17 protein-coding genes are annotated in these 17,943 nt (G+C 62.1%); 6 read left to right on the top strand and 11 right to left on the bottom strand.

Annotated features, from left to right (window positions below):
* Positions 1–10: 10 nt before the first annotated feature.
* Positions 11–784 (top strand): IclR family transcriptional regulator, encoded by a 774-nt coding sequence (locus tag RIF72_RS07040; protein WP_309074131.1) that lies wholly within the window; start codon positions 11–13, stop codon positions 782–784.
* On the opposite strand, the gene RIF72_RS07035 is transcribed toward RIF72_RS07040, so the two are convergent.
* From RIF72_RS07035 to RIF72_RS07025, 3 genes are all read right to left on the bottom strand, one after another.
* Positions 781–1,551, bottom strand: coding sequence for an IclR family transcriptional regulator C-terminal domain-containing protein (locus RIF72_RS07035; protein WP_309074130.1), 771 nt, complete (start codon positions 1,549–1,551; stop codon positions 781–783). The genes RIF72_RS07040 and RIF72_RS07035 overlap by 4 nt on opposite strands.
* A gap of 35 nt (positions 1,552–1,586) precedes the next feature.
* Positions 1,587–2,744, bottom strand: coding sequence for an alanine racemase (gene alr / locus RIF72_RS07030; protein WP_309074129.1), 1,158 nt, complete (start codon positions 2,742–2,744; stop codon positions 1,587–1,589).
* A 65-nt stretch (positions 2,745–2,809) separates the two neighbouring features.
* Positions 2,810–4,252 (bottom strand): amino acid permease, encoded by a 1,443-nt coding sequence (locus tag RIF72_RS07025; protein WP_309074128.1) that lies wholly within the window; start codon positions 4,250–4,252, stop codon positions 2,810–2,812.
* A 284-nt stretch (positions 4,253–4,536) separates the two neighbouring features.
* Between RIF72_RS07025 and RIF72_RS07020 the strand changes: the two genes are divergently transcribed.
* The 3 genes from RIF72_RS07020 to RIF72_RS07010 are packed head-to-tail and all read left to right on the top strand — an operon-like array spanning position 4,537 to position 8,390.
* Positions 4,537–5,583: a homoserine dehydrogenase gene (locus RIF72_RS07020; protein ID WP_309074127.1), complete on the top strand. Its 1,047-nt coding sequence runs from the start codon at positions 4,537–4,539 to the stop codon at positions 5,581–5,583.
* On the top strand, positions 5,576–6,991 hold the full coding sequence (locus RIF72_RS07015) for an aldehyde dehydrogenase family protein (RefSeq protein WP_309074126.1): 1,416 nt from the start codon (positions 5,576–5,578) through the stop codon (positions 6,989–6,991). The genes RIF72_RS07020 and RIF72_RS07015 overlap by 8 nt, the downstream gene beginning before the upstream one ends.
* Positions 6,992–7,001: 10 nt before the next feature.
* Complete coding sequence (locus RIF72_RS07010) at positions 7,002–8,390, top strand: aspartate ammonia-lyase (RefSeq protein WP_309074125.1); 1,389 nt, start codon at positions 7,002–7,004, stop codon at positions 8,388–8,390.
* A 1-nt stretch (position 8,391) separates the two neighbouring features.
* On the opposite strand, the gene RIF72_RS07005 is transcribed toward RIF72_RS07010, so the two are convergent.
* Positions 8,392–8,841: an Lrp/AsnC family transcriptional regulator gene (locus RIF72_RS07005; RefSeq protein WP_309074124.1), complete on the bottom strand. Its 450-nt coding sequence runs from the start codon at positions 8,839–8,841 to the stop codon at positions 8,392–8,394.
* A gap of 69 nt (positions 8,842–8,910) precedes the next feature.
* Here RIF72_RS07005 and RIF72_RS07000 point away from each other — a divergent pair, with 69 nt between their 5' ends.
* Complete coding sequence (locus RIF72_RS07000; RefSeq protein WP_309074123.1) at positions 8,911–9,621, top strand: HAD hydrolase-like protein; 711 nt, start codon at positions 8,911–8,913, stop codon at positions 9,619–9,621.
* Here RIF72_RS07000 and RIF72_RS06995 read toward each other — a convergent pair.
* The 5 genes from RIF72_RS06995 to RIF72_RS06975 form a co-directional block, all read right to left on the bottom strand.
* Entirely contained in the window at positions 9,615–10,307 is a 693-nt protein-coding gene (locus RIF72_RS06995; RefSeq protein ID WP_309074122.1) for a response regulator transcription factor, read from the bottom strand. The genes RIF72_RS07000 and RIF72_RS06995 overlap by 7 nt on opposite strands.
* Complete coding sequence (locus RIF72_RS06990) at positions 10,304–11,593, bottom strand: histidine kinase (RefSeq protein WP_309074121.1); 1,290 nt, start codon at positions 11,591–11,593, stop codon at positions 10,304–10,306. Before RIF72_RS06990 ends, RIF72_RS06995 begins: the two co-directional genes overlap by 4 nt.
* A 26-nt stretch (positions 11,594–11,619) precedes the next feature.
* Positions 11,620–12,471 carry an ABC transporter permease subunit gene (locus tag RIF72_RS06985; protein ID WP_309074120.1) on the bottom strand — a complete coding sequence of 284 codons (852 nt, stop codon included), beginning with the start codon at positions 12,469–12,471 and terminating at the stop codon, positions 11,620–11,622.
* A gap of 2 nt (positions 12,472–12,473) precedes the next feature.
* Positions 12,474–13,418 (bottom strand): ATP-binding cassette domain-containing protein, encoded by a 945-nt coding sequence (locus tag RIF72_RS06980; RefSeq protein WP_309074119.1) that lies wholly within the window; start codon positions 13,416–13,418, stop codon positions 12,474–12,476.
* Positions 13,419–13,528: 110 nt separating this feature from the next.
* Positions 13,529–15,049, bottom strand: coding sequence for a phosphatase PAP2 family protein (locus RIF72_RS06975; RefSeq protein ID WP_309074118.1), 1,521 nt, complete (start codon positions 15,047–15,049; stop codon positions 13,529–13,531).
* Between the two features lie 55 nt (positions 15,050–15,104).
* Between RIF72_RS06975 and RIF72_RS06970 the strand changes: the two genes are divergently transcribed.
* Positions 15,105–15,809, top strand: coding sequence for a phosphatase PAP2 family protein (locus RIF72_RS06970; protein ID WP_309074117.1), 705 nt, complete (start codon positions 15,105–15,107; stop codon positions 15,807–15,809).
* Here RIF72_RS06970 and RIF72_RS06965 read toward each other — a convergent pair.
* Together RIF72_RS06965 and RIF72_RS06960 are read right to left on the bottom strand one after the other, a co-directional pair.
* Complete coding sequence (locus RIF72_RS06965; protein WP_309074116.1) at positions 15,754–16,941, bottom strand: MFS transporter; 1,188 nt, start codon at positions 16,939–16,941, stop codon at positions 15,754–15,756. The genes RIF72_RS06970 and RIF72_RS06965 overlap by 56 nt on opposite strands.
* A complete protein-coding gene (locus RIF72_RS06960) occupies positions 16,938–17,705 on the bottom strand; it encodes a DeoR/GlpR family DNA-binding transcription regulator (RefSeq protein WP_309074115.1) in 768 nt (255 codons plus the stop codon). Before RIF72_RS06960 ends, RIF72_RS06965 begins: the two co-directional genes overlap by 4 nt.
* Positions 17,706–17,943: the final 238 nt, after the last annotated feature.

Below are 17,943 nucleotides of genomic sequence, written 5' to 3'. Positions count from 1 at the left end.
GAATCGTTCCATGTCAAAGACCTCCAGCATGGGCCGCGGGATGATGGCTATCCTCGCCGTGGGGGCGCGCCACGCAGAAGGGCACGACGGCGGTACTGTAGCCGACGTCGCGGCCCACCTGGAGAAGGACCGCAGCCAGGTGTCGCGAAGCCTCAAAGGCGCCCTGCAGGAAGGCTTCCTTGCCCGCACCGACAACAGGGAATACAGCCTGGACTGGTCCATCCTGACGGATGCCCAGTTGGTCACGGAGCAACGCCTGAAGACCGACGGGCTCACAGCGCTGGAGGGCTTGGCAGCGGAAACCAACGAAGCATGCTTCCTGGGTGTGCTGAGTGGAAACAGTACGGTCACCATTGGCGAACAAGTACCGGCCAGCGCCAACCTGGTGGGTTCATGGCTGGGCCGGCCCTATCCTGCCTATTGCAGTGATGCCGGCCAAGCGCTCCTTTGGGATGCCCCGGATGAGGAAATCCGGAAGCTCTTGAGGACCGTGGAGTTCGTCAAGCACGGGCCCAACACGCCATCGTCCGTTGAGGACTTCCTGGAACGGCTCAACCAAGCCCGGGCACGTGGATACTCCATTGTTGATGAAGAAGCCGAGCCAGGACTCTATTCACTGGCCGCGCCCGTCCGGGACTTCAAGGGAGAGATCGCTGCTGCGCTGCAGATCGTTGGCCCCAAAACGCGGTTAGAGCCACAACGCGAAAGCTACGCCATCGCACTCCGGTCATGGTGCGAGTGGCTGGAAGCCATGGTGGGCGGCCGCACCACGCTGCCGCTCTAGGCCGGCATGGTACCCGGGGCGCCGAGCCTCCGGGAAATTGCATGGAGCACCCCGGCGATCTCCGGCGCTGCCTTCTCAATGCTGGATCGGTTGCCCAGAATGCTGAGTGCCGCGAGAATGCTCCCCCCGGCGGACCGCACGGGGACAGCCAATTCCCACACGTCATGCTCGAATTCCTCGGCCGCAACAACAAAACCCCTGGGCTTGTCGCGTTCCATCAGGTCACGGACTTCCAGCACGGAATGCGCCGCAGCAGGGCCACCCACACCGATGAAATTCACGTCGCGGAGAAGGGATTCCAGCTCACCCTGCGTATGGTCCCACAACAAAGCCCTGCCCGCGCCAGTACACCAGACCGGCGTCACCATACCCGGCTTGGCGAAGCCACCCAGGACAGAGTTGTTAGTGGATGAACGCAAAAGGAGCACCTTGACGCCGTCGCGCACTGAAAGCCGCGATCTCAGGCCAAAGGTGGACACCAACTCCTCCAGCTCTGCCCGCGCCTCCTGAACCCAGCCAACGTTGAGGGAAGCTGCCAGGCCAAAGAATCCTGGACCCGCGCGGAATGGACCCCGGTCCACCCGTTCCAACAGCCCAAGGTCGCATAGCTCCTGAGCCAGGCGGGAGACCCGGCTTTGTTCCATATCCAATTCAGCGGCCAGTTGCGAGACACCTAGAAGCTGGCGACCCTGCTTTTCGCGGTCCGTTATTAAGCGAACCAGGCGAAGGCCCTGGGCCAACGACGACGCCTCCGGTGACACCTCCACGAATCCGCTCCTTCCACCAAGCGCTCACGCCATTCTCACATGGCAGTGTCACCGGCAAGGATCCGGGAGTCCTTTGCCCACACTGTGTATAGATCTGCGAGTATCCCGCGATTGGCAGACTCCAGTTCCCCGGCCGTGATTTCCGCGCCATCCTGAGAGCCAAACAGCACCACCTCATCACCTGGCCGCACGTCAGGGATGGCCGATACGTCTACCACCATGGAGTTCATGGAGATCGCATCAACAACCGGCACCCGATGGCCCCGGACCAAGACAGTTCCGCCCCGCCCCAGTGCACGCCGATACCCGTCCCCATATCCCACCGTCACCGTGGCAAGCTTTGAATCCGCCCGCAGCGTATGGGTGTGCCCGTAACCCACTTTGCTTCCCGCCGGGTAGTTGTTCACGGAGCCGATCCGGGCTTTAAACGCCAGGCAGCGCCGGAATCCCGGGTGACTGGGATCCGAATCGCCGTACAGCACGGCGCCAGTCCGCACCATATCCAGCCAGGTTGCCGGAGCATTCAGCGTGGCAAACGAATTCGCTGCATGAAGAAGAACCTGCCTCCGCGGCACGTTGGCCGACCGCAAGATGGACATGGCTTCAGCTTTGAAACGCACCAGACCTTGCTCGATATGCCCAACGTCATCCAGGGGAAAGTGCGTCATGATGCCGGCGAGTTCCAGCTGCGGGTGGCTCACCACTCCTACCGCACTGGCCCGGCCCAGCGGCGACGATACGTCAAGGCTGTGCCTGCTTATTCCGGAGGAGTTGATGTCCAGGTGGATCCGGATCTTTCGTCCAGCCTCACCGGCGATCCGGCTCAGTTCCCAGGCGCTCTGCGGATCAGCCACGAGTTCTTCCACATCATGGGCCACCGCTGCCGCTATTTCCTGGGGCGCAGCGGCGCGGACCCGCAGCAGCCGGCCGGTATAGCCATGGAATCGAGCCGTCTCTGCTTCTGAGTTGGAGCCCACTCCGATGTAGGGCACTCCCAGGCGCACCAAGGACGGGATCAAGAGATCCGCCCCGTGGCCGTAGGCATCAGACTTGATCACGGCGCACAGCATGGCGCGCTCCTGCAGCATGGCCAGCATGGTCCGGACATTGGATTCGAACGCGTTGCCGTCAATTTCGAGCCAACTGGAAAGGTTCTCGATCCCCAGCCGGTGGTTCACAACCTGCGTCATCATTTCCCCTGGATCAGCGCCATGCGGCCGGGCTCAGGACCCGGCCGCATGGCTCAGTGAATGGATGTTCAGGACGTCCGTTTGGACTGTGCCGGACGCCGGTACCTGAAGTAGAAGTAGGCATAGCAGGCCCCAACAAAGGGAACGCCGAAGTACAGCGCGGCGATCTGATGTGGGTCAAACGCAATGCCCACCAATGAAATCAAGCAGAGAGTGAAGGCCAGAATCGGAACCAGCGGGAAGAGTGGCGCCTTGTAGGCAAGGTCCTTCACCCGCCCGCCGTTCCGCACGAAGGCCCTGCGGTGGAAGAAGTGGGAGGCGGTGATGGACATCCACACGCCAACAACTGCGAAGCCGGCCACGGAAACCAAGGCCAGGTACACCGTTTCCGGTGCAACCACGCTGCTGATCAGCGATGCAATGCCGCCAACCATGCTGACCGAAAGGGCTATGAGCGGTATACCCCGCCGGGTGAGCCTCTTCAATGCCTTCGGTGCGTGTCCCTCATCAGCCAGGGAGTAGAGCATACGGGCGCAGGAGAACAGTCCGCTGTTCCCGGCCGACAGCAGCGCCGTGATGATGACGAAGTTCATGATGTCAGCGGCGTAGGGAATTCCGACGGAGGAGAACACGGTCACGAAGGGACTCTCGTCAAGCCCCACCTGGTCATACGGGACGGTTGCTGCAATCACTGCGATGGCGCCAACAAAGAAGATCAGCAGCCGGATGACGGTGCTGCGCATGGCCTTGGGAATGTTCCGTGCAGGATCAGTGGTCTCCCCCGCGGCCACGCCAATGAGCTCCGATCCGGAGAACGCGTAGAAGACCGCCAAAGCCGTCACCAGGACTCCGGTGAAGCCATTGGGGAACAGTCCACCGGAGGTGTTGAAGTTCTCAAAGAGGAACGGATGGTTGCCGGACTCCGAGAGTGGGTGGAATCCAAAGAGGGCTGCGCCACCCAGCACGATCAGGGCAATGATCGCGCCCACCTTGATGATGGAGAACCAGAACTCTGATTCCCCGAAGAACTTGGAAGATACGGCATTGAATCCGAACAGGATGGCGGCGAACACGAGGCACCACACCCATACCTCAACGTCAGGGAACCAGCGCTGCATGAGGAGACCCGATGCCGTGAATTCCGAGCCGATAGCAACTGCCCAGCACAGCCAGTACAGCCAGGCTGTGGCGAAGCCCGTGGCTGGACCGATGGATCGGGACGCGTAAATGTGGAAGGCACCTGAAACGGGATAGGCGATGGCCAGCTCGCCAAGGCATGCCATGACGAGGTAGACCACGAAGGCTCCCACAAGATAGGCGATCACAGCCCCGAGCGGGCCGGCTTGGGAGATCGTGTAGCCAGAGCTCAGGAACAACCCGGATCCAATGACACCTCCCATCGCGATCATGATGAGGTGCCGTGGACCCATTGACCGACGCAGTCCGGTTTCGGCAGGAGCAGGGGCGGCCTGGGGTTGATGGTCCAGTTGCAAGGGTGCTGAAGATCCCATGTGGTGTCTCCGGTTTGTGGCAGATGCGAACGGTACGCCTTGTGAAGTCCGGGGCTGGGGTGCCGGGGAGGGCGTCTGTAGTGATGAAGGTAACACAAAACCTCGCAAGATGGTCATTAAAAACATTTGTTAATGCGTATAGCGCACATGTCGAGGCGGCTTGGGAGGCAAAACGGCAGTCAAATGGTCAGAATGGCCACTCTTTGAGGCGTTTCCGCATGCTCCCACGGACACCGAGGGGCCACAGGATTGAACCAACACCCCCCACCTACCTGAGGAGCACCATGAAAACCTACGACCTCGCGCTGATCGGCTTTGGCGGCGTCAACCGGACCCTCGCCGAAATCATCGCCAGACGGGAAGATGCCCTCCGTTCGGAGTTGGGGTTCGGCCTCAGGGTTGTGGCCATCACCGATCTCAGGCTCGGCTCCCTGGTCGAGGCCGAAGGCATCGATCTTCACATGGCGCTGAACCTGGGCGCCGGCGAGACGTTTGCTGAGCATGGCGGTTCCCTGGATACCAACAACGAAGCTGTGATCCGTTCCTGCACGGCAGACATCGTCTGCGAAGCAACCTTCACCAATCCCGACGACGGCGAACCCGCCGTCTCGCACGTCCGGTGGGCCCTGGAATCGGGCAAGAGCGTGTGCACCACGAACAAGGGACCCGTGGCCCTGCGGGGTCCTGAACTGGCCGGTTTGGCCGAGAGCAATGGCGTTCACTTCGAATTTGAAGGCGCTGTCATGAGCGGCACCCCCGTCATCCGCCTGGCCAAAAAGATGTTCGCCGGCCTCAAGATCGATGGCTTCGAAGGAATCCTGAACGGCACCAGCAACTACGTACTGGGGCGCATGGAGTCCGGCCTTGACCTGGACGCCGCTATTCGTGAAGCCCAGGATCTGGGGTACGCGGAAGCCAACCCTGCCGCTGACATTGAGGGCTACGACGTTCGACTCAAAGTGCTAATCCTGGCCAATCAACTGCTCGAGGCAGGCATCACCTTGCAGGACGTCTCATGTGAGGGCATCTCCTCCTTGACCCGGGACGACGTCGAAGACGCAGCCCGCCAAGGCCTGCGCTGGAAGCTCATCGGCTCAGCGAAGAGATCTGCCGGCGGCGCGGTAACAGCCAGCGTGAAGCCCGTGGCGGTGCCCTTGGCCCATGGACTGGCTGGGATCTCCGGCGCCACCAACGCAGTTTCGTTCAGCACCGATCTCCTGGGCCCCGTGACGGTTTCCGGGCCCGGCGCCGGACGCGTCGAGACGGCCTACGCCCTGCTCTCGGACATCATCGCCATGCACGCCACCTCGGAGGTTCCCTCCCATGCCTAAGACCGCACCCAGCACCCCCGACGCCTCGGTTCTGCCGATGTTCCAGAACGTCACCAGCCCCTACGACCACCGCGTGGTGGGTGCCGTTCCGCTGACCGATGCCACCGCCGTCGAAAGTGTCCTGAATACTGCCCGCGCGGGAGCCAAGGTGGCTGCGGGCCTCTCCCGGGACGCGCGGGGAAAGATACTCGACAGGGCAGCCAACCTGGTGGAGGACCGGCGCGATCTCTTTACCGAAACCATCGTCGCTGAAGCTGGCAAGACGGTGAGGCAGGCCCGCAAGGAGGTCCTGCGTGCAGTCAATACGCTGCGGCTTTCAGCGGCAGAAACCCGCCGCAACGCCGGTGAAGTGGTCCCCTTTGACGCCTACGAAGGGTCCGAGGACCGGCTGGGCTGGTACTCCCGTGAACCGCTGGGCATCATCCTGGCAATCACGCCCTTCAACGATCCCCTCAATCTGGTAGCTCATAAGGTGGGGCCGGCCATTGCAGGCGGAAACGCCGTTATTCTCAAACCGTCGGCCCTCACTCCCCTCTCCGCGCAGCTTCTCACCGAGGCGCTCCTGGAGGCCGGGCTCCCCCAGGACGTCCTCACGGTGGTTCATGGCGACCGCGAAATTGCCCGGAGGATCATCGCTGCGAGGGACGTGCGGATGGTGTCGTTCACCGGCGGGTTCTCTACTGGAGAGGACATCGCCTCAACAGCCGGACTGAAGAAGCTCTCCATGGACCTGGGCGGAAACGCACCGGTCATCATCATGGCGGACGCCGACCTCCAGGAAGCCGTGGCTTCCTGCGTTTCCGGCGCGTTCTGGGCTGCCGGCCAAAACTGCGTGGGCGTTCAACGAATCCTGATCGACAAGTCCATCTACGGCGAATTCCGGGAGCTCTTCCTCGCCGCGACCAACGAATTGGTAGTTGGCGACCCCTCCGACGAGCTGACGGACGTGGGGCCCATGATCACCTCACGGTCCCTGGAAGATGTCCGGGCGAAAGTCCACCAGGCGACCGAGCACGGTGCCGTTGTTCTGACAGGAAACCAGGCCGCCGGGAACATCCTCCACCCCACGGTTCTTGAGGACGTTCCGGAGGACAGCCGCCTGTGGTCCGAGGAAGTATTCGGCCCGTTGGTGATGCTCCGCCCTGTGGACACCCTTGAGGAAGCGATCGGGATTGCCAACTCCATCGAGTTCAGCCTCCATGCCGGGATCTTCACCGCATCCCTTGGGGATGCGATGAAGGCAGCCAAGGAAATCCAGGCCGGGGGTGTGATGATCAACGACTCATCGGACTACCGGTTCGACGGTATGCCTTTCGGCGGTTTCAAGTACGGAAGCCTGGGCCGCGAAGGTGTTCACTTCGCCTACGAGGAAATGACCCAACCCAAAGTCATCTGCATCAAGAACTGACGGACCACCTATGACGAATCGCCTCGAATCAGATTCCCTGGGATCCATACGCGTCCCAGCCGATGCCTTGTGGGGCGCGCACACTGCCCGGGCCTTGGATAATTTCCCCATCAGCGGGATCCCCGTATCCCGCTACCCCGGGCTCGTGGTGGCCCTGGCGCAGGTAAAACGGGCAGCCGCCCACGCCAACTCCGGCCTTGGAGTCCTGGATCCCGCCATAGCTACCGCTATTAGTCACGCGTGCCGTGACATCGAAGAAGGGCAGCATCACCAGCACTTCTGCGTGGACATGATCCAGGGCGGCGCCGGGACCAGCACCAATATGAACGCCAACGAGGTCATCGCCAACGTGGCCTTGGAAACCATGGGCCATCCCCGCGGCAGCTACCAGCATCTGCACCCCATCGACCATGTGAACAAATGCCAGTCAACCAACGATGTCTACCCCACCGCCATCAAGCTCGCATTGATCACCGCCGTGCAGGATCTGGACCAGGAACTAGGCCAATTGACGCAGTCCATGCGGGAGAAAGGGGCCGCCTTCGCCCACGTGCTGAAGATAGGGCGCACCCAGCTACAGGACGCCGTCCCCATGACGCTCGGTCAGGAGTTTGGAGCCTTTGCGGCAACGATTGAGGAAGACCGGTGCCGGCTGAGGGAGTCCGCGGGGCTCATGCTCGAATGCAGTCTGGGAGCCACCGCGATCGGGACAGGGATTACTGCCGAGCCCGGCTACCAGGAGCGGGCCATCGATGCCCTCTGCGAAATCACCGGGTTGCCCCTGATACCGGCAACTGACCTGCTGGAAGCGACATCCGACGTCGGGGTTTTCATGCATGTGTCCGGGATGCTCAAGCGATCGGCCATCAAGATCTCGAAAATCAGCAGCGACCTGAGACTGTTGTCCAGCGGCCCACAAAATGGCTTCGGGGAGATCCAACTACCACCCCGCCAGGCGGGTTCATCCATCATGCCGGGCAAAGTAAATCCGGTGATTCCCGAGACCTTGAACCAGATCGCCTTTGCCGTTGCTGGTGCTGACACCACCGTCACCATGGCCGCTGACAACGGTCAGTTGCAACTGAATGCCTTTGAGCCCGTCATTGCGCATGCCTTGCTGCAGGGCTTTTCCTGGCTCACCAACGGCGCGCGGATTCTCAGGACCCACTGCGTCCAAGGCATCACGGCAAACGAGGAACTGCTTGGGGGGCGGGCTGCGGGCTCAGCTGGGTTGGCCACCGCCCTGATACCCGTCCTTGGCTACACGGCCGCGGCGGAGGTGGCCAAACGGGCGTTGAACGGCCAGGTGGCGGTGGTCGATGCCGTCGCGTCGATGGGACTCATGGAACGGGACGCCGCCCAACTGATTCTTGACGGCGTCACTACGCGTGGCACCTAAGTTACTTCGATACCCGTCGAATCACGTTGGACAGCGTCATGGCAGTGACAGTGTTAGTGACACCGGGGAGGGCAGAAATCTGCTCCCAAATCTCCTGCACCCTGCCATGGGAACGGGCTTGGACTCGCACGATCAAATCAAAGTCACCGCTCAGGACATCACATAGGACGATTTCGGGGATCGCCCTGAGCTCACTCAGAACATCGGCCCCCCGCATGCGGTCCTTCCGGTAGACCATCAGGAATGCAGACACAAGATCCTGGGTCTCTTCTCCGGCAACGACGGTGTAGCCCTGGATGTAGCCCTGCCGCTCCATGCGCTCGATCCGCTGACGGACAGCGTTCCTGGAAAGCAGGACCTTTCCTGCCAGCTCGGCGTGCGGGACACGGGCGTTCTTGGTGAGCTCTGAAAGGATCCTCTGATCGATGCCGTCCAGGCCCGCTCGCTCCATGAATGCCTTCCAGAAAATAGCCCCTCAGGAGCCCCGAAGCTCCTCCTTGACCGAAAGGCCACGAAGAAAATGATACGTCCAGAGCACAACAAACCACTCCCGGGGGCCTACTCATGCATCCTGTTCGACATGGATGGCACGCTGGTGGACTCGGCCAAGGGAGTCACCGCCAGTGCGGCCGAAGCGCTGACCTCCGTGGGAGCCGCCGTGCCGGGTCCTGACCAGTTGCGCCGGTTCGTGGGGCCACCCATGATGGACTCTTTCCGGACCGTTGTTGGGCTGGACGAGGACGTAGCGAAGGTGGCGCTCAAGCACTACCGGACGGCCTATGCCAGGACCGGAGCTCTTCAGGCCCAGCTCTACCACGGTGTTGAGGCGCTCCTTCATCAGGTGCACTCACAGGGCATACCCATGGCTGTGGCAACATCAAAAGTAGAGGACCAGGCCATCAGGCTGACCCGCCACTTTGGCTTAGCACACTTCTTTGAAGATGTCTGTGGCGCATCCGACGCCCTGGGCCGGTCGCGCAAAGGCCAGGTGATCGCGGAGTCGCTGAGCCGGCTCCAATCGCGGGGCGTGGACACATCGCGTCCAGTCATGGTGGGCGACCGGATCCACGACATCCAGGGAGCCGCCAGCCTCGGAATACCAACCATCTTTGCGCTCTGGGGCTACGGGGAACCCGAGGAGTCCGCCCACGCCGCGGCCGTGGCATCCTCACCCGGCGAACTCCTACCGCTGCTGCAGGAAGCGCAGCAACGACAGACGACGGGTCAGTAGTCCGGGTTGCTCGGCACCACCAGGCCTGTCTCATACGCGTACACCACAACCTGCACCCGGTCCCGCAGTTGGAGCTTGCTCAGGATGCGGCGCACGTGCGTTTTGACTGTGGCCTCGGACAGGAAGAATTTGTGGGCGATCTCAGCATTGGAGAGGCCCTCCGCGATGGTGGTGAGGATTTCGGTTTCCCGCGGTGTGAGTTCATCCAAGAGCGGGTCCCGGTGCGGACTCGGTGAGTGCCCAGGTGTAACGGTGCCGCGCACATACGTTTCCAGCAGCCGTTGGGTAACACGCGGCGCCACTACGGCATCGCCACTCGCGACCAAGCGCACAGCGTGGACCAGCTCAGAGGGAGCAACATCCTTGAGCAGGAATGCGGAGGCCCCGGCTTGCAGCCCGGTAAAGGCGTACTCATCAAGGTCGAACGTGGTGAGGATGATGACCCGCGCCTCGGCGCCTGAATCCGAGATTCGGCGCGTCGCCTCTATACCGTCCATGCCGGGCATGCGTACGTCCATCAGTATGACGTCCGGCTGCAGGGCTTCCACCTGGCGGACGGCTTCAATCCCATCTGACGCCTCGCCCACAACGTGGAAGTCCTCTTCGCCTTCAAGAATGAGCCGGAAGCCCATCCGCAGCAACGGCTGATCGTCAACCAGCAGCACTTTAATGTTGTCTTCGCTCATGATTCCCCCTTTTCGCCGTTCCAGCGGAGCTCGGCATGGACTGCCCAGCCTCCCCTTTTTCCTGGACCGGCAGTAACGATTCCAGCATAGATTCCGGCACGTTCATTCATTCCGGCAATACCCTGTCCGGTTCCCAGGCTGCCCACGGATTCGCTGCTGTCCTCGCGGGTTCCGCGGCCGTCGTCGAGCACGTCAATGGTGACTAAATCGCCGTCGCGGGCCACGTGCACGTCGACGCGGCTCAGCGATCGACCGTACCGCAGGACGTTGGTCAGCGACTCCTGCACGATCCTGTAGACGGTCAGTTCAAAAGCGGGGTCGGCAGGGAGGCCCGGCCCCGTATGGGCGTAGTGCAGCGGCAGCCCGGCGGTTCGGAAACCGTCGAGTAGTTTCGCCAGGTTCTGACCGGATTCGAGGGGCGTCAGCGGTGCCGGCCGCCCGGAATCGTCCCGCAGGACCCCGAGTACCCGGCGCATATCGGCCAGCGCGGCCCGGCCTGTGCGGGACAGTTCACCGAGAACGTCGCCGGCTCGCTCCGGGTCCTTCTTGACCACCACGGCGGCCCCGTCCGAGAGGCTGATCATCACTGTCAGCGAGTGCGCCACGACGTCATGCATCTCGCGGGCGATCCTGTTTCGCTCGGTGACCTTGCCGAGCTGCGTAGTCCGCGCGGCCCACGCCGCGATTTCTGCTTCATGCTCCCTGCGCTGCCGCACCGAGATGCCGATGCCCGTGGCCAGGAGATTGGAGAGCATGATGGTCACGGCAGTGGCGATGTTGTTGATGAGATGGAAGTTCTCCGGGACGTCCTGCAAGTTGTTCATCTCGCTGGGACTCGTCCACATGAACAAATAGAGAAGGCTCAGCGGCAAGCTGGCTGTGGCAAAAACCACCAGCGTCAGCGCACGCTTCCGGAGGGACGCTACGGCATAAAGCGCGAACCAAAGACCCGCAGAAACGTTCGAACCCCATGGGTTCAAGATGGTGGCCGCTATTTCCAGAAGTGCGACGGCGAGAACCACTTGAAGCGGGAACCGGCGCCTGAAAATCAACGCGGTGGCAATCAACAGGAGTATCGCGACAACGAGCCATTTGCCGTCGACGGCCGACGGAATGATGGTGGGCAGCGCCAACAGAAGGTAGCAAAGTATCACCACTGCATCCATGGCGCGAGGGCGCTTGTAGAAGTAGCGGCGGATCCGGCCCCTGCGACGCTGGGCAATTTCAGCGAAGGACGCGTCGGCCGTGGTGGCTGACGCGTCCTTCATCTGTGGTGCTTCAATCATGAATTGAGCCTAGACGGCAACCCGTCCTAGACGTCCCGCTTCTTGAGCAGGATCATGGCCAGAGCTACGGGCACAACCACCCAGGCACCGAGAACCAGCGTAGCCTGCCAGACTTCCAGGGTGTCCGGGACATGCTCGACGGCGGTCAGCGGGTTGATGGTGTTACCGGGAAGGTACTTACTGGCCTCCTTGAAAAAGTCTCCGGGGATGAGCTGGAAGGCGATCGGCAGCACGAAGAAGATGCCCACCAGGCTCATAATGCCGCCGGCCGAGTTGCGGACGATGGTTCCCAGCGCCATACCAATGGCGGCCACGGCTGCGATGTAGATGCTGTTCACCAGCAGAAGCTTGACCGACTGCGAGCTGCCGAGGTCCAGCTTGAGGTTGTAGCTGTCAACGATCGGCAGCGACACCAGGCCGGCGATGTAGGTGGAGACTGCGGTGAGAACAAAAGCGCTGACCATGACCACAATGAGTTTGGCCAGGAACGGCGACATGCGCTTGGGCACGGCGGCAAAGGTGGAACGTGCCATGCCGGTGGTGAACTCGGAGCTCATGAGCAGGACGCCCAAGGAACCGAGGATGAGCTGCGCGAAGGCGATGCCCGAGGTTGGGATGGTGACCGCGAGGTCCCCGCCCTGCGCGGCGATGGCCGCAGCGGCTTGGGGATCCTGGGCCGCCTGCTCTGCGAACTGGCCCGTTCCCCACGCGCCAAGTGCTGCGAAGCCAACCATGACAACCGCAGTGGAGGCCAGGAGGATCAGGGTGGACATCAAGGTGCGGAACTTGATGAATTCCGAGTTGAGTACGCGGTGGAACGCCGGTCCGGGACCGACGGAGTTACGGATGGACTTGCGGTCCAAGGTAGTGGTGCTCATGTCTATTTCCCTCCGGCCTGAGCGGGAACCGAGGCCCCGGTGGTGATGTGCGAGTGGTATTCGACCTCGTCCTTGGTCAGTTCCATGTAAGCCTCTTCCAGGCTTGCCTGGAGCGGGGTCAGCTCGTAGACCATGACCTGGTTGTCCAAGGCGGTTCGGGCGATTTCTCGGGGATCGAGCCCGGAAACCTCCAGAAGCTCGCGCTCGTGGACCTCCACGGAAACACCGGTTCCCGCAAGGAGCTGCATGAGGCGTTCCGGCTGATCGGTGCGGACACGGGTGCGTGCGTTGCCCTTGCCGGTGATGATTTCGGCAATGGGTGCGTCGGCGATGATCCTGCCGCGACCGATCACTATCAGGTGGTCTGCCGTCAGGGCCATCTCACTCATGAGGTGGCTGGACAAGAAAACTGTGCGGCCTTCGGAGGCCAGGTACTTGACGAGGTTGCGAACCCAGACCACACCTTCAGGGTCGAGGCCGTTGACCGGCTCGTCCAGGATGATGGTCTGCGGATCACCCAGCAGCGCGGCGGCAATACCGAGGCGCTGGCCCATTCCGAGCGAGAATCCCTTGACCTTCTTCTTTGCAACGTCACCCAGGCCGGTCATCTCGATGACTTCACGAACCCGGCTCTTGGGGATGCTGTGCGTTGCCGCCATGGCAAGAAGGTGGTTGTAAGCGGTGCGACTCGTGTGGACAGCCTTGGCGTCCAAGAGGGCACCAATCTCGCGCAGCGGCGCCTTGTGCTGGGCGAAGGGCTCACCGTTCACAGTTACAGAGCCTGACGTAGGAGCGTCCAGTCCCATGATCATGCGCATAGTGGTTGACTTGCCGGCACCGTTTGGGCCCAGGAAGCCCGTCACCCGTCCGGCTTGGACAGTGAAACTGACGCCGGCAACGGCGGTCTTCTCGCCGTAGACCTTGGTCAGGCCTTTTGCTTCGATCATGGAAGCGTTCCCTCCTCGGAGCACATGTGTGTGCAAGTGAGTTTTGAATGTACCTACAACGCTACTCACGGAGGGGACGTAAATCGCCTGTCTCAGGGATGATTCAGGGTTCAGTCAGGGTAGTCCTCGCGGATGACAGGCAGCGCCGAGTACACGGTGAGCTCGCGTGGTTTCACAGTAAACGTTGCACGTCGTACTCCGGGCTTGGGTTCCCCGTCAACCGCCAGGACCAAAGGTTGCCCAATAGCCTCCACCGTGATGGAGGTGGTCTCGGTCAAGTGGGTAACTTTGGAGGCGGCGACGGTGCCGGTCACTACCGCCCACAGCAGTCGCGCCCGGGCGAACGGCTCGTCCGCAGTGATCATGCGCAGATCAAAAACACCGTCGTCCAGCACAGGCCTGCGAAGCGGTGCATGGTCGCTGGGATAAAACCTGCCCCGGCCCATGTAGAGGATCCAGAGTTTGTGCTTCACCCCGTCTACCAAGAGGGTGGTGGGGGAGTTCACTCCGAACGTTCGCAGTGATGCAACCAAGCTGGCCAGCGGTTTGCCCATGGCTGGCTGGAGCCGCTCCCGCCGCCTCACCAAGTTGGGGTACACGCCTACGCTGGCTGTGTTTAGCATGGCCAACTCGGTGGTCTCCGGTGTCTCAGGAAGCCCCCGTTCCACCGCTACGTGTCCAAGGTCGACATACGCTGCATGTCCTTTAGTCACGGCATCAATCGCGTCGTCAATCGAGCTGGTGCCGAGGTCGCGGGCAAAGTGGTTGAGGGTTCCGCCCGGGAGTACCAGGAGGGGCAGTGAATGCTCGACGGCGGCCGCCGCCGCAGTGCCCACCGTTCCGTCACCGCCCCAGACACCGAGCGCAAAGGTGCCAGGCCGGACTGCGACTGCACCGATCTCTGCAGCTACGTCTTCGCCCTCCACAATCTCCCTTATGTACGCTTTAGGGAATATATTCTTCAGCAACTCGGCAGTCTCGGGGGAGTAAGACCCACCTAGGACGTTGACCGCGATACTCAACCCTTCGCCGTCGGATATTGCCGGTGCCTCCGCAGGCATCCGCCGGGGAGTCGGCTCGGGCGGTCGGGCTGGCCACCATTTGCGGGTCAGCAGAGCTGCGCCCGCGCCGAGAGCGGAACCGAACACCACATCGGAGGGCCAATGGGCACCCGTATGCACTCGCGAGTATGCAACGCCGGCAGCGACGGGAGCCAGTACGGCGCCCAGTGCCGGGGAGACCATACCGGCCCCTACCGCAAACGCCACTGCGGACGCGGAATGACCGGACGGCATGGAAGAACTGATCGGCTGGGGGTGCACGAAACGGAAGATTGGCAAGTGCTCCGGCAGTGGACGAGTGCGGGGCAACGCCGTTTTGAAGACCAGGTTCGTAATCCCGGAGGCGACGCCCAAGGCAAGGAGCCCGTGCAGGGCTGCCCTCCGGGGCTTTCCGGGGAACGTGGCCATGATCCCCGCGATACCAAACCATAGTTTGCCTTTTGTGGCTGCGGCAGAGAGTTCGCGGAAGAACACGTCGTGATCACCTTGGGGCTGCCGGGACACCGCCCGGACCAGGTAATGATCGAATCCAGCAACCCGTTTGGGGCCTTTGCCCAAGAAGCCTCGCATCCCATCACACTAACGCGTGCCGTCGCCGTTCAGTTGCCGTGGCTACGATGAATGGATGATTCGTGTACTCGAGCCGCGCCAACGGCCCAGCTGGCAGGTGGTCACCACCGGAGTACTCCTGCTCTGTGCCTTCGCAGTTCCCGGGGTGCTGCTTATGGCCGGGCAAGGCGAGCCGGCTTTCAATGGCGTGGACACCACGTGGCAGGCCTACGCCTTCACCTTGCACTCACCCTTCTGGGATGGCGTAAACGTGGTCCTCAATTGGGCTGGGTATGCGGGGATGCTGGTTTTCCACGTTGTGCTGGCGATTTCGCTCGTCGTTTGGCAGCGACCCATAGCCGCAGTGTTCGCCGCCTTGAGCGGCGTCGCAGTGCTGGCTCTGACACAGCTTGCCAAAGCCGTGGTGGGTAGAGATAGGCCGGAGGGCGCCAGGGTTTTATCTGACACTGGTTCATACCCCTCAGGGCATGTATCCACCACGACAGCGTTCCTTGTGGTGCTTGCTCTCTTGATCGGACGCTGGTGGATGGCGCTGACAGCAGTCATTGGTGTCATCGCCATGATGATCAGCCGCACCTACCTGTCGGCCCACTGGCTAAGCGACGTACTGGGGGGTGCCTGCCTCGCCGCTGGGATTGTTCTGCTGATGTGGTGGCGTTTTCGCAATATATGCATCAAGGAGAATGCCGGAGCGGACGGACAGACTATTTGGGCGGCAAGGGCTTCGCAACGCCGGCAAGTAGCAGGGCAAGCAAAATAGGCGCTCCGATGGCCAGCAACGCCATGTGGATTCCGGTGTGGTCGCCCAAGTAGCCCAGCAGGGGAGGGCCAGCAAGGAACGCGACGTAGCCGATGGTGGAGACCACCGAAACGCGTGCAGCTGCGTGCTTGGGATCGTCCGCTGCGGCCGACATTCCCATGGGGAAGGCCAATGCGGCGCCGATGCCCCAAAGGGCTGCACCAACGCCGGCCAGGATCACGTTTCCGGCGAACACAAACAAGGCCAAGCCCACGGCAGCTGCGGCCATGCTGGCCCGGAGGACGTTCACTCGTCCAAACTTGTCGATCGCCTGGCCGCCCAGGAAGCGCATCACGGTCATGGCCAGGACGAAGAGCGCGAATAGCAATGCGCCAGTGGATTCCGAGGCACCAAGCCCGTCCACTGCGGCCTTCGCAATCCAGTCGTTGCCCGCACCTTCGGTGAGCGTGGCCCCCAGGACTACGACGCCGATGAGCAGCGTCCTGGCATCCCGCCAAGCCGTGGGGCCCTTCTCAGCCGCCACGCCGCCGTCGTGAATTTGTTCTACCTCGTGTGGCAGGAAGTACTTGGGGACTGTCAACGCCAAGGCGACGGCGATGGCCGCGACGACCAGCAAGTGCGCCGGCAGGCCGACACCCAGCTGCGAGAGGCCGGCGCCGATCAGTGCGCCAAGGAAAGCACCCCCGCTAAAGGCGGCGTGGAACTGCGGCATGATGGTGCGCTTCAGCCGGTGCTCGACGTCTGCGCCCTCAATGTTCTGGGCCACGTCCCACAGGCCGATGCCAATGCCAAAGAAGAACAGGGCGACCGCCGTGCCGGGCACGGAGGCGGCCATCAGGGAGAAGGCAATGGCCGCGCCCGCAGTGCCCGCCACGATGCCGGCCAACCGGACGGTATTGGCTGTACCGATCCGGCCCACCACCCATCCGGCTGATGGCAGCGCCAGCAGAGACCCGACGGCGGTGCAAAGCAACAGCGTGCCCATCTGGCCGGATGTCAGGCTGAGTGCCTCGGTCACGGCAGGAATCCGGGCGGCCCAGCTGGCGAAGACCAGGCCGTTCATGCCGAAGATCAGGAACGTTGCCACGGCAGCGGCGTTGACGTTGGTGGTGCTTCTGGTGTTGGTGGTCATGCAATCACAACTTCCACGGAAAGTTCGTTGAGCCGGGCAAGATCTTCGGGAGATGGTTCTTGGTCTGTCACGATGACGGCCACGGTGTCCATGGCCGCAACGAGCGCTAGCGCGTTGGCGTTCCATTTGCTTCCTGAGGCCGCCACTATCACCCTCACTGCCGATTCCAGTCCGGCGCGTTTGACTGCAGCGTCCTCGAGGTCGTGGGCCAGCAGTCCATCCTTGAGGTTGAGAGCGCAGGGAGTTACGACGGCGGTGTCGAACCTCAATGAGCGAACATTTGCTTCAGTCATGGGTCCCCTGAACGACTGTTCGCCAGGGGTAAGGCGGCCACCAGGCAGGATGAGCTCCGGAGTGTGGCCCTCATTGTTGCTTGTCAGCGCCTCGACGCCGTGCAGGGACATGGGCATAACCGTGAGTGCCCTGGTGCTCAGGCACCGTGCGATCTCCGTCGCCGTTGATCCACTGTCCAGCCACACGTGCTCGCGGTCTTTGATCAGCTGGTCTACCGCAGACGCGATTCGGACCTTGGCTTCCCGGTCTTCCAATTCGCGCTGCCCGTAGCCGGGGTTGTCTCCTCGTGCCAGCAAGCTGCGGGCGCCGCCGTGGACACGTTTCAGCACTCCGTTAGCTGCGAGAATTTCGAGGTCTCGTCGGACGGTAGCCCCGGAGGCTCCCGTAGCTTGGACAAGTTCATCCACTGTGGCTTCTTCGCGGGTGCGCAACAACTCGCCAATGAGTCGATGGCGGTCAGCAGTTCCCATGCTTCAACCGTAGCAAGGTTTGCTCAATTAATCATTCTGCGTGATCATTTGCTCACCAACGCTCTCTCACATCCCAAGTCCTAAAGCCGCACCCTCTCGCAGCAGGTGCAGGAGCGTTCGCGGAATACCGTTGGAATGTGAGAGAGCGTCCGCGGTCAGCGGGCGCGCTCCACCCGCTTCTCGTCCCAAACAGGTTCCTCGGACTCGTAGACCTTGCCATCGGAGCCGAAAATCAGGA

The sequence above is a fragment of the Paenarthrobacter sp. genome, assembly GCF_031180005.1.
Lineage (GTDB): Bacteria > Actinomycetota > Actinomycetes > Actinomycetales > Micrococcaceae > Arthrobacter.
This window is presented reverse-complemented; position numbering and strand designations above follow the sequence as displayed.

Bases quoted from the DNA above. Each gene is read 5' to 3' on its own strand.
- RIF72_RS07040 (WP_309074131.1), top strand. From the start codon at position 11: ATGTCAAAGACCTCCAGCATGGGCCGCGGGATGATGGCTATCCTCGCC.
- alr (WP_309074129.1), bottom strand. From the start codon at position 2,744: ATGATGACGCAGGTTGTGAACCACCGGCTGGGGATCGAGAACCTTTCC.
- RIF72_RS07025 (WP_309074128.1), bottom strand. From the start codon at position 4,252: ATGGGATCTTCAGCACCCTTGCAACTGGACCATCAACCCCAGGCCGCC.
- RIF72_RS07020 (WP_309074127.1), top strand. From the start codon at position 4,537: ATGAAAACCTACGACCTCGCGCTGATCGGCTTTGGCGGCGTCAACCGG.
- RIF72_RS07015 (WP_309074126.1), top strand. From the start codon at position 5,576: ATGCCTAAGACCGCACCCAGCACCCCCGACGCCTCGGTTCTGCCGATG.
- RIF72_RS07010 (WP_309074125.1), top strand. From the start codon at position 7,002: ATGACGAATCGCCTCGAATCAGATTCCCTGGGATCCATACGCGTCCCA.
- RIF72_RS07005 (WP_309074124.1), bottom strand. From the start codon at position 8,841: ATGGAGCGAGCGGGCCTGGACGGCATCGATCAGAGGATCCTTTCAGAG.
- RIF72_RS07000 (WP_309074123.1), top strand. From the start codon at position 8,911: ATGATACGTCCAGAGCACAACAAACCACTCCCGGGGGCCTACTCATGC.
- RIF72_RS06995 (WP_309074122.1), bottom strand. From the start codon at position 10,307: ATGAGCGAAGACAACATTAAAGTGCTGCTGGTTGACGATCAGCCGTTG.
- RIF72_RS06990 (WP_309074121.1), bottom strand. From the start codon at position 11,593: ATGATTGAAGCACCACAGATGAAGGACGCGTCAGCCACCACGGCCGAC.
- RIF72_RS06985 (WP_309074120.1), bottom strand. From the start codon at position 12,471: ATGAGCACCACTACCTTGGACCGCAAGTCCATCCGTAACTCCGTCGGT.
- RIF72_RS06980 (WP_309074119.1), bottom strand. From the start codon at position 13,418: ATGATCGAAGCAAAAGGCCTGACCAAGGTCTACGGCGAGAAGACCGCC.
- RIF72_RS06975 (WP_309074118.1), bottom strand. From the start codon at position 15,049: ATGCGAGGCTTCTTGGGCAAAGGCCCCAAACGGGTTGCTGGATTCGAT.
- RIF72_RS06970 (WP_309074117.1), top strand. From the start codon at position 15,105: ATGATTCGTGTACTCGAGCCGCGCCAACGGCCCAGCTGGCAGGTGGTC.
- RIF72_RS06965 (WP_309074116.1), bottom strand. From the start codon at position 16,941: ATGACCACCAACACCAGAAGCACCACCAACGTCAACGCCGCTGCCGTG.
- RIF72_RS06960 (WP_309074115.1), bottom strand. From the start codon at position 17,705: ATGGGAACTGCTGACCGCCATCGACTCATTGGCGAGTTGTTGCGCACC.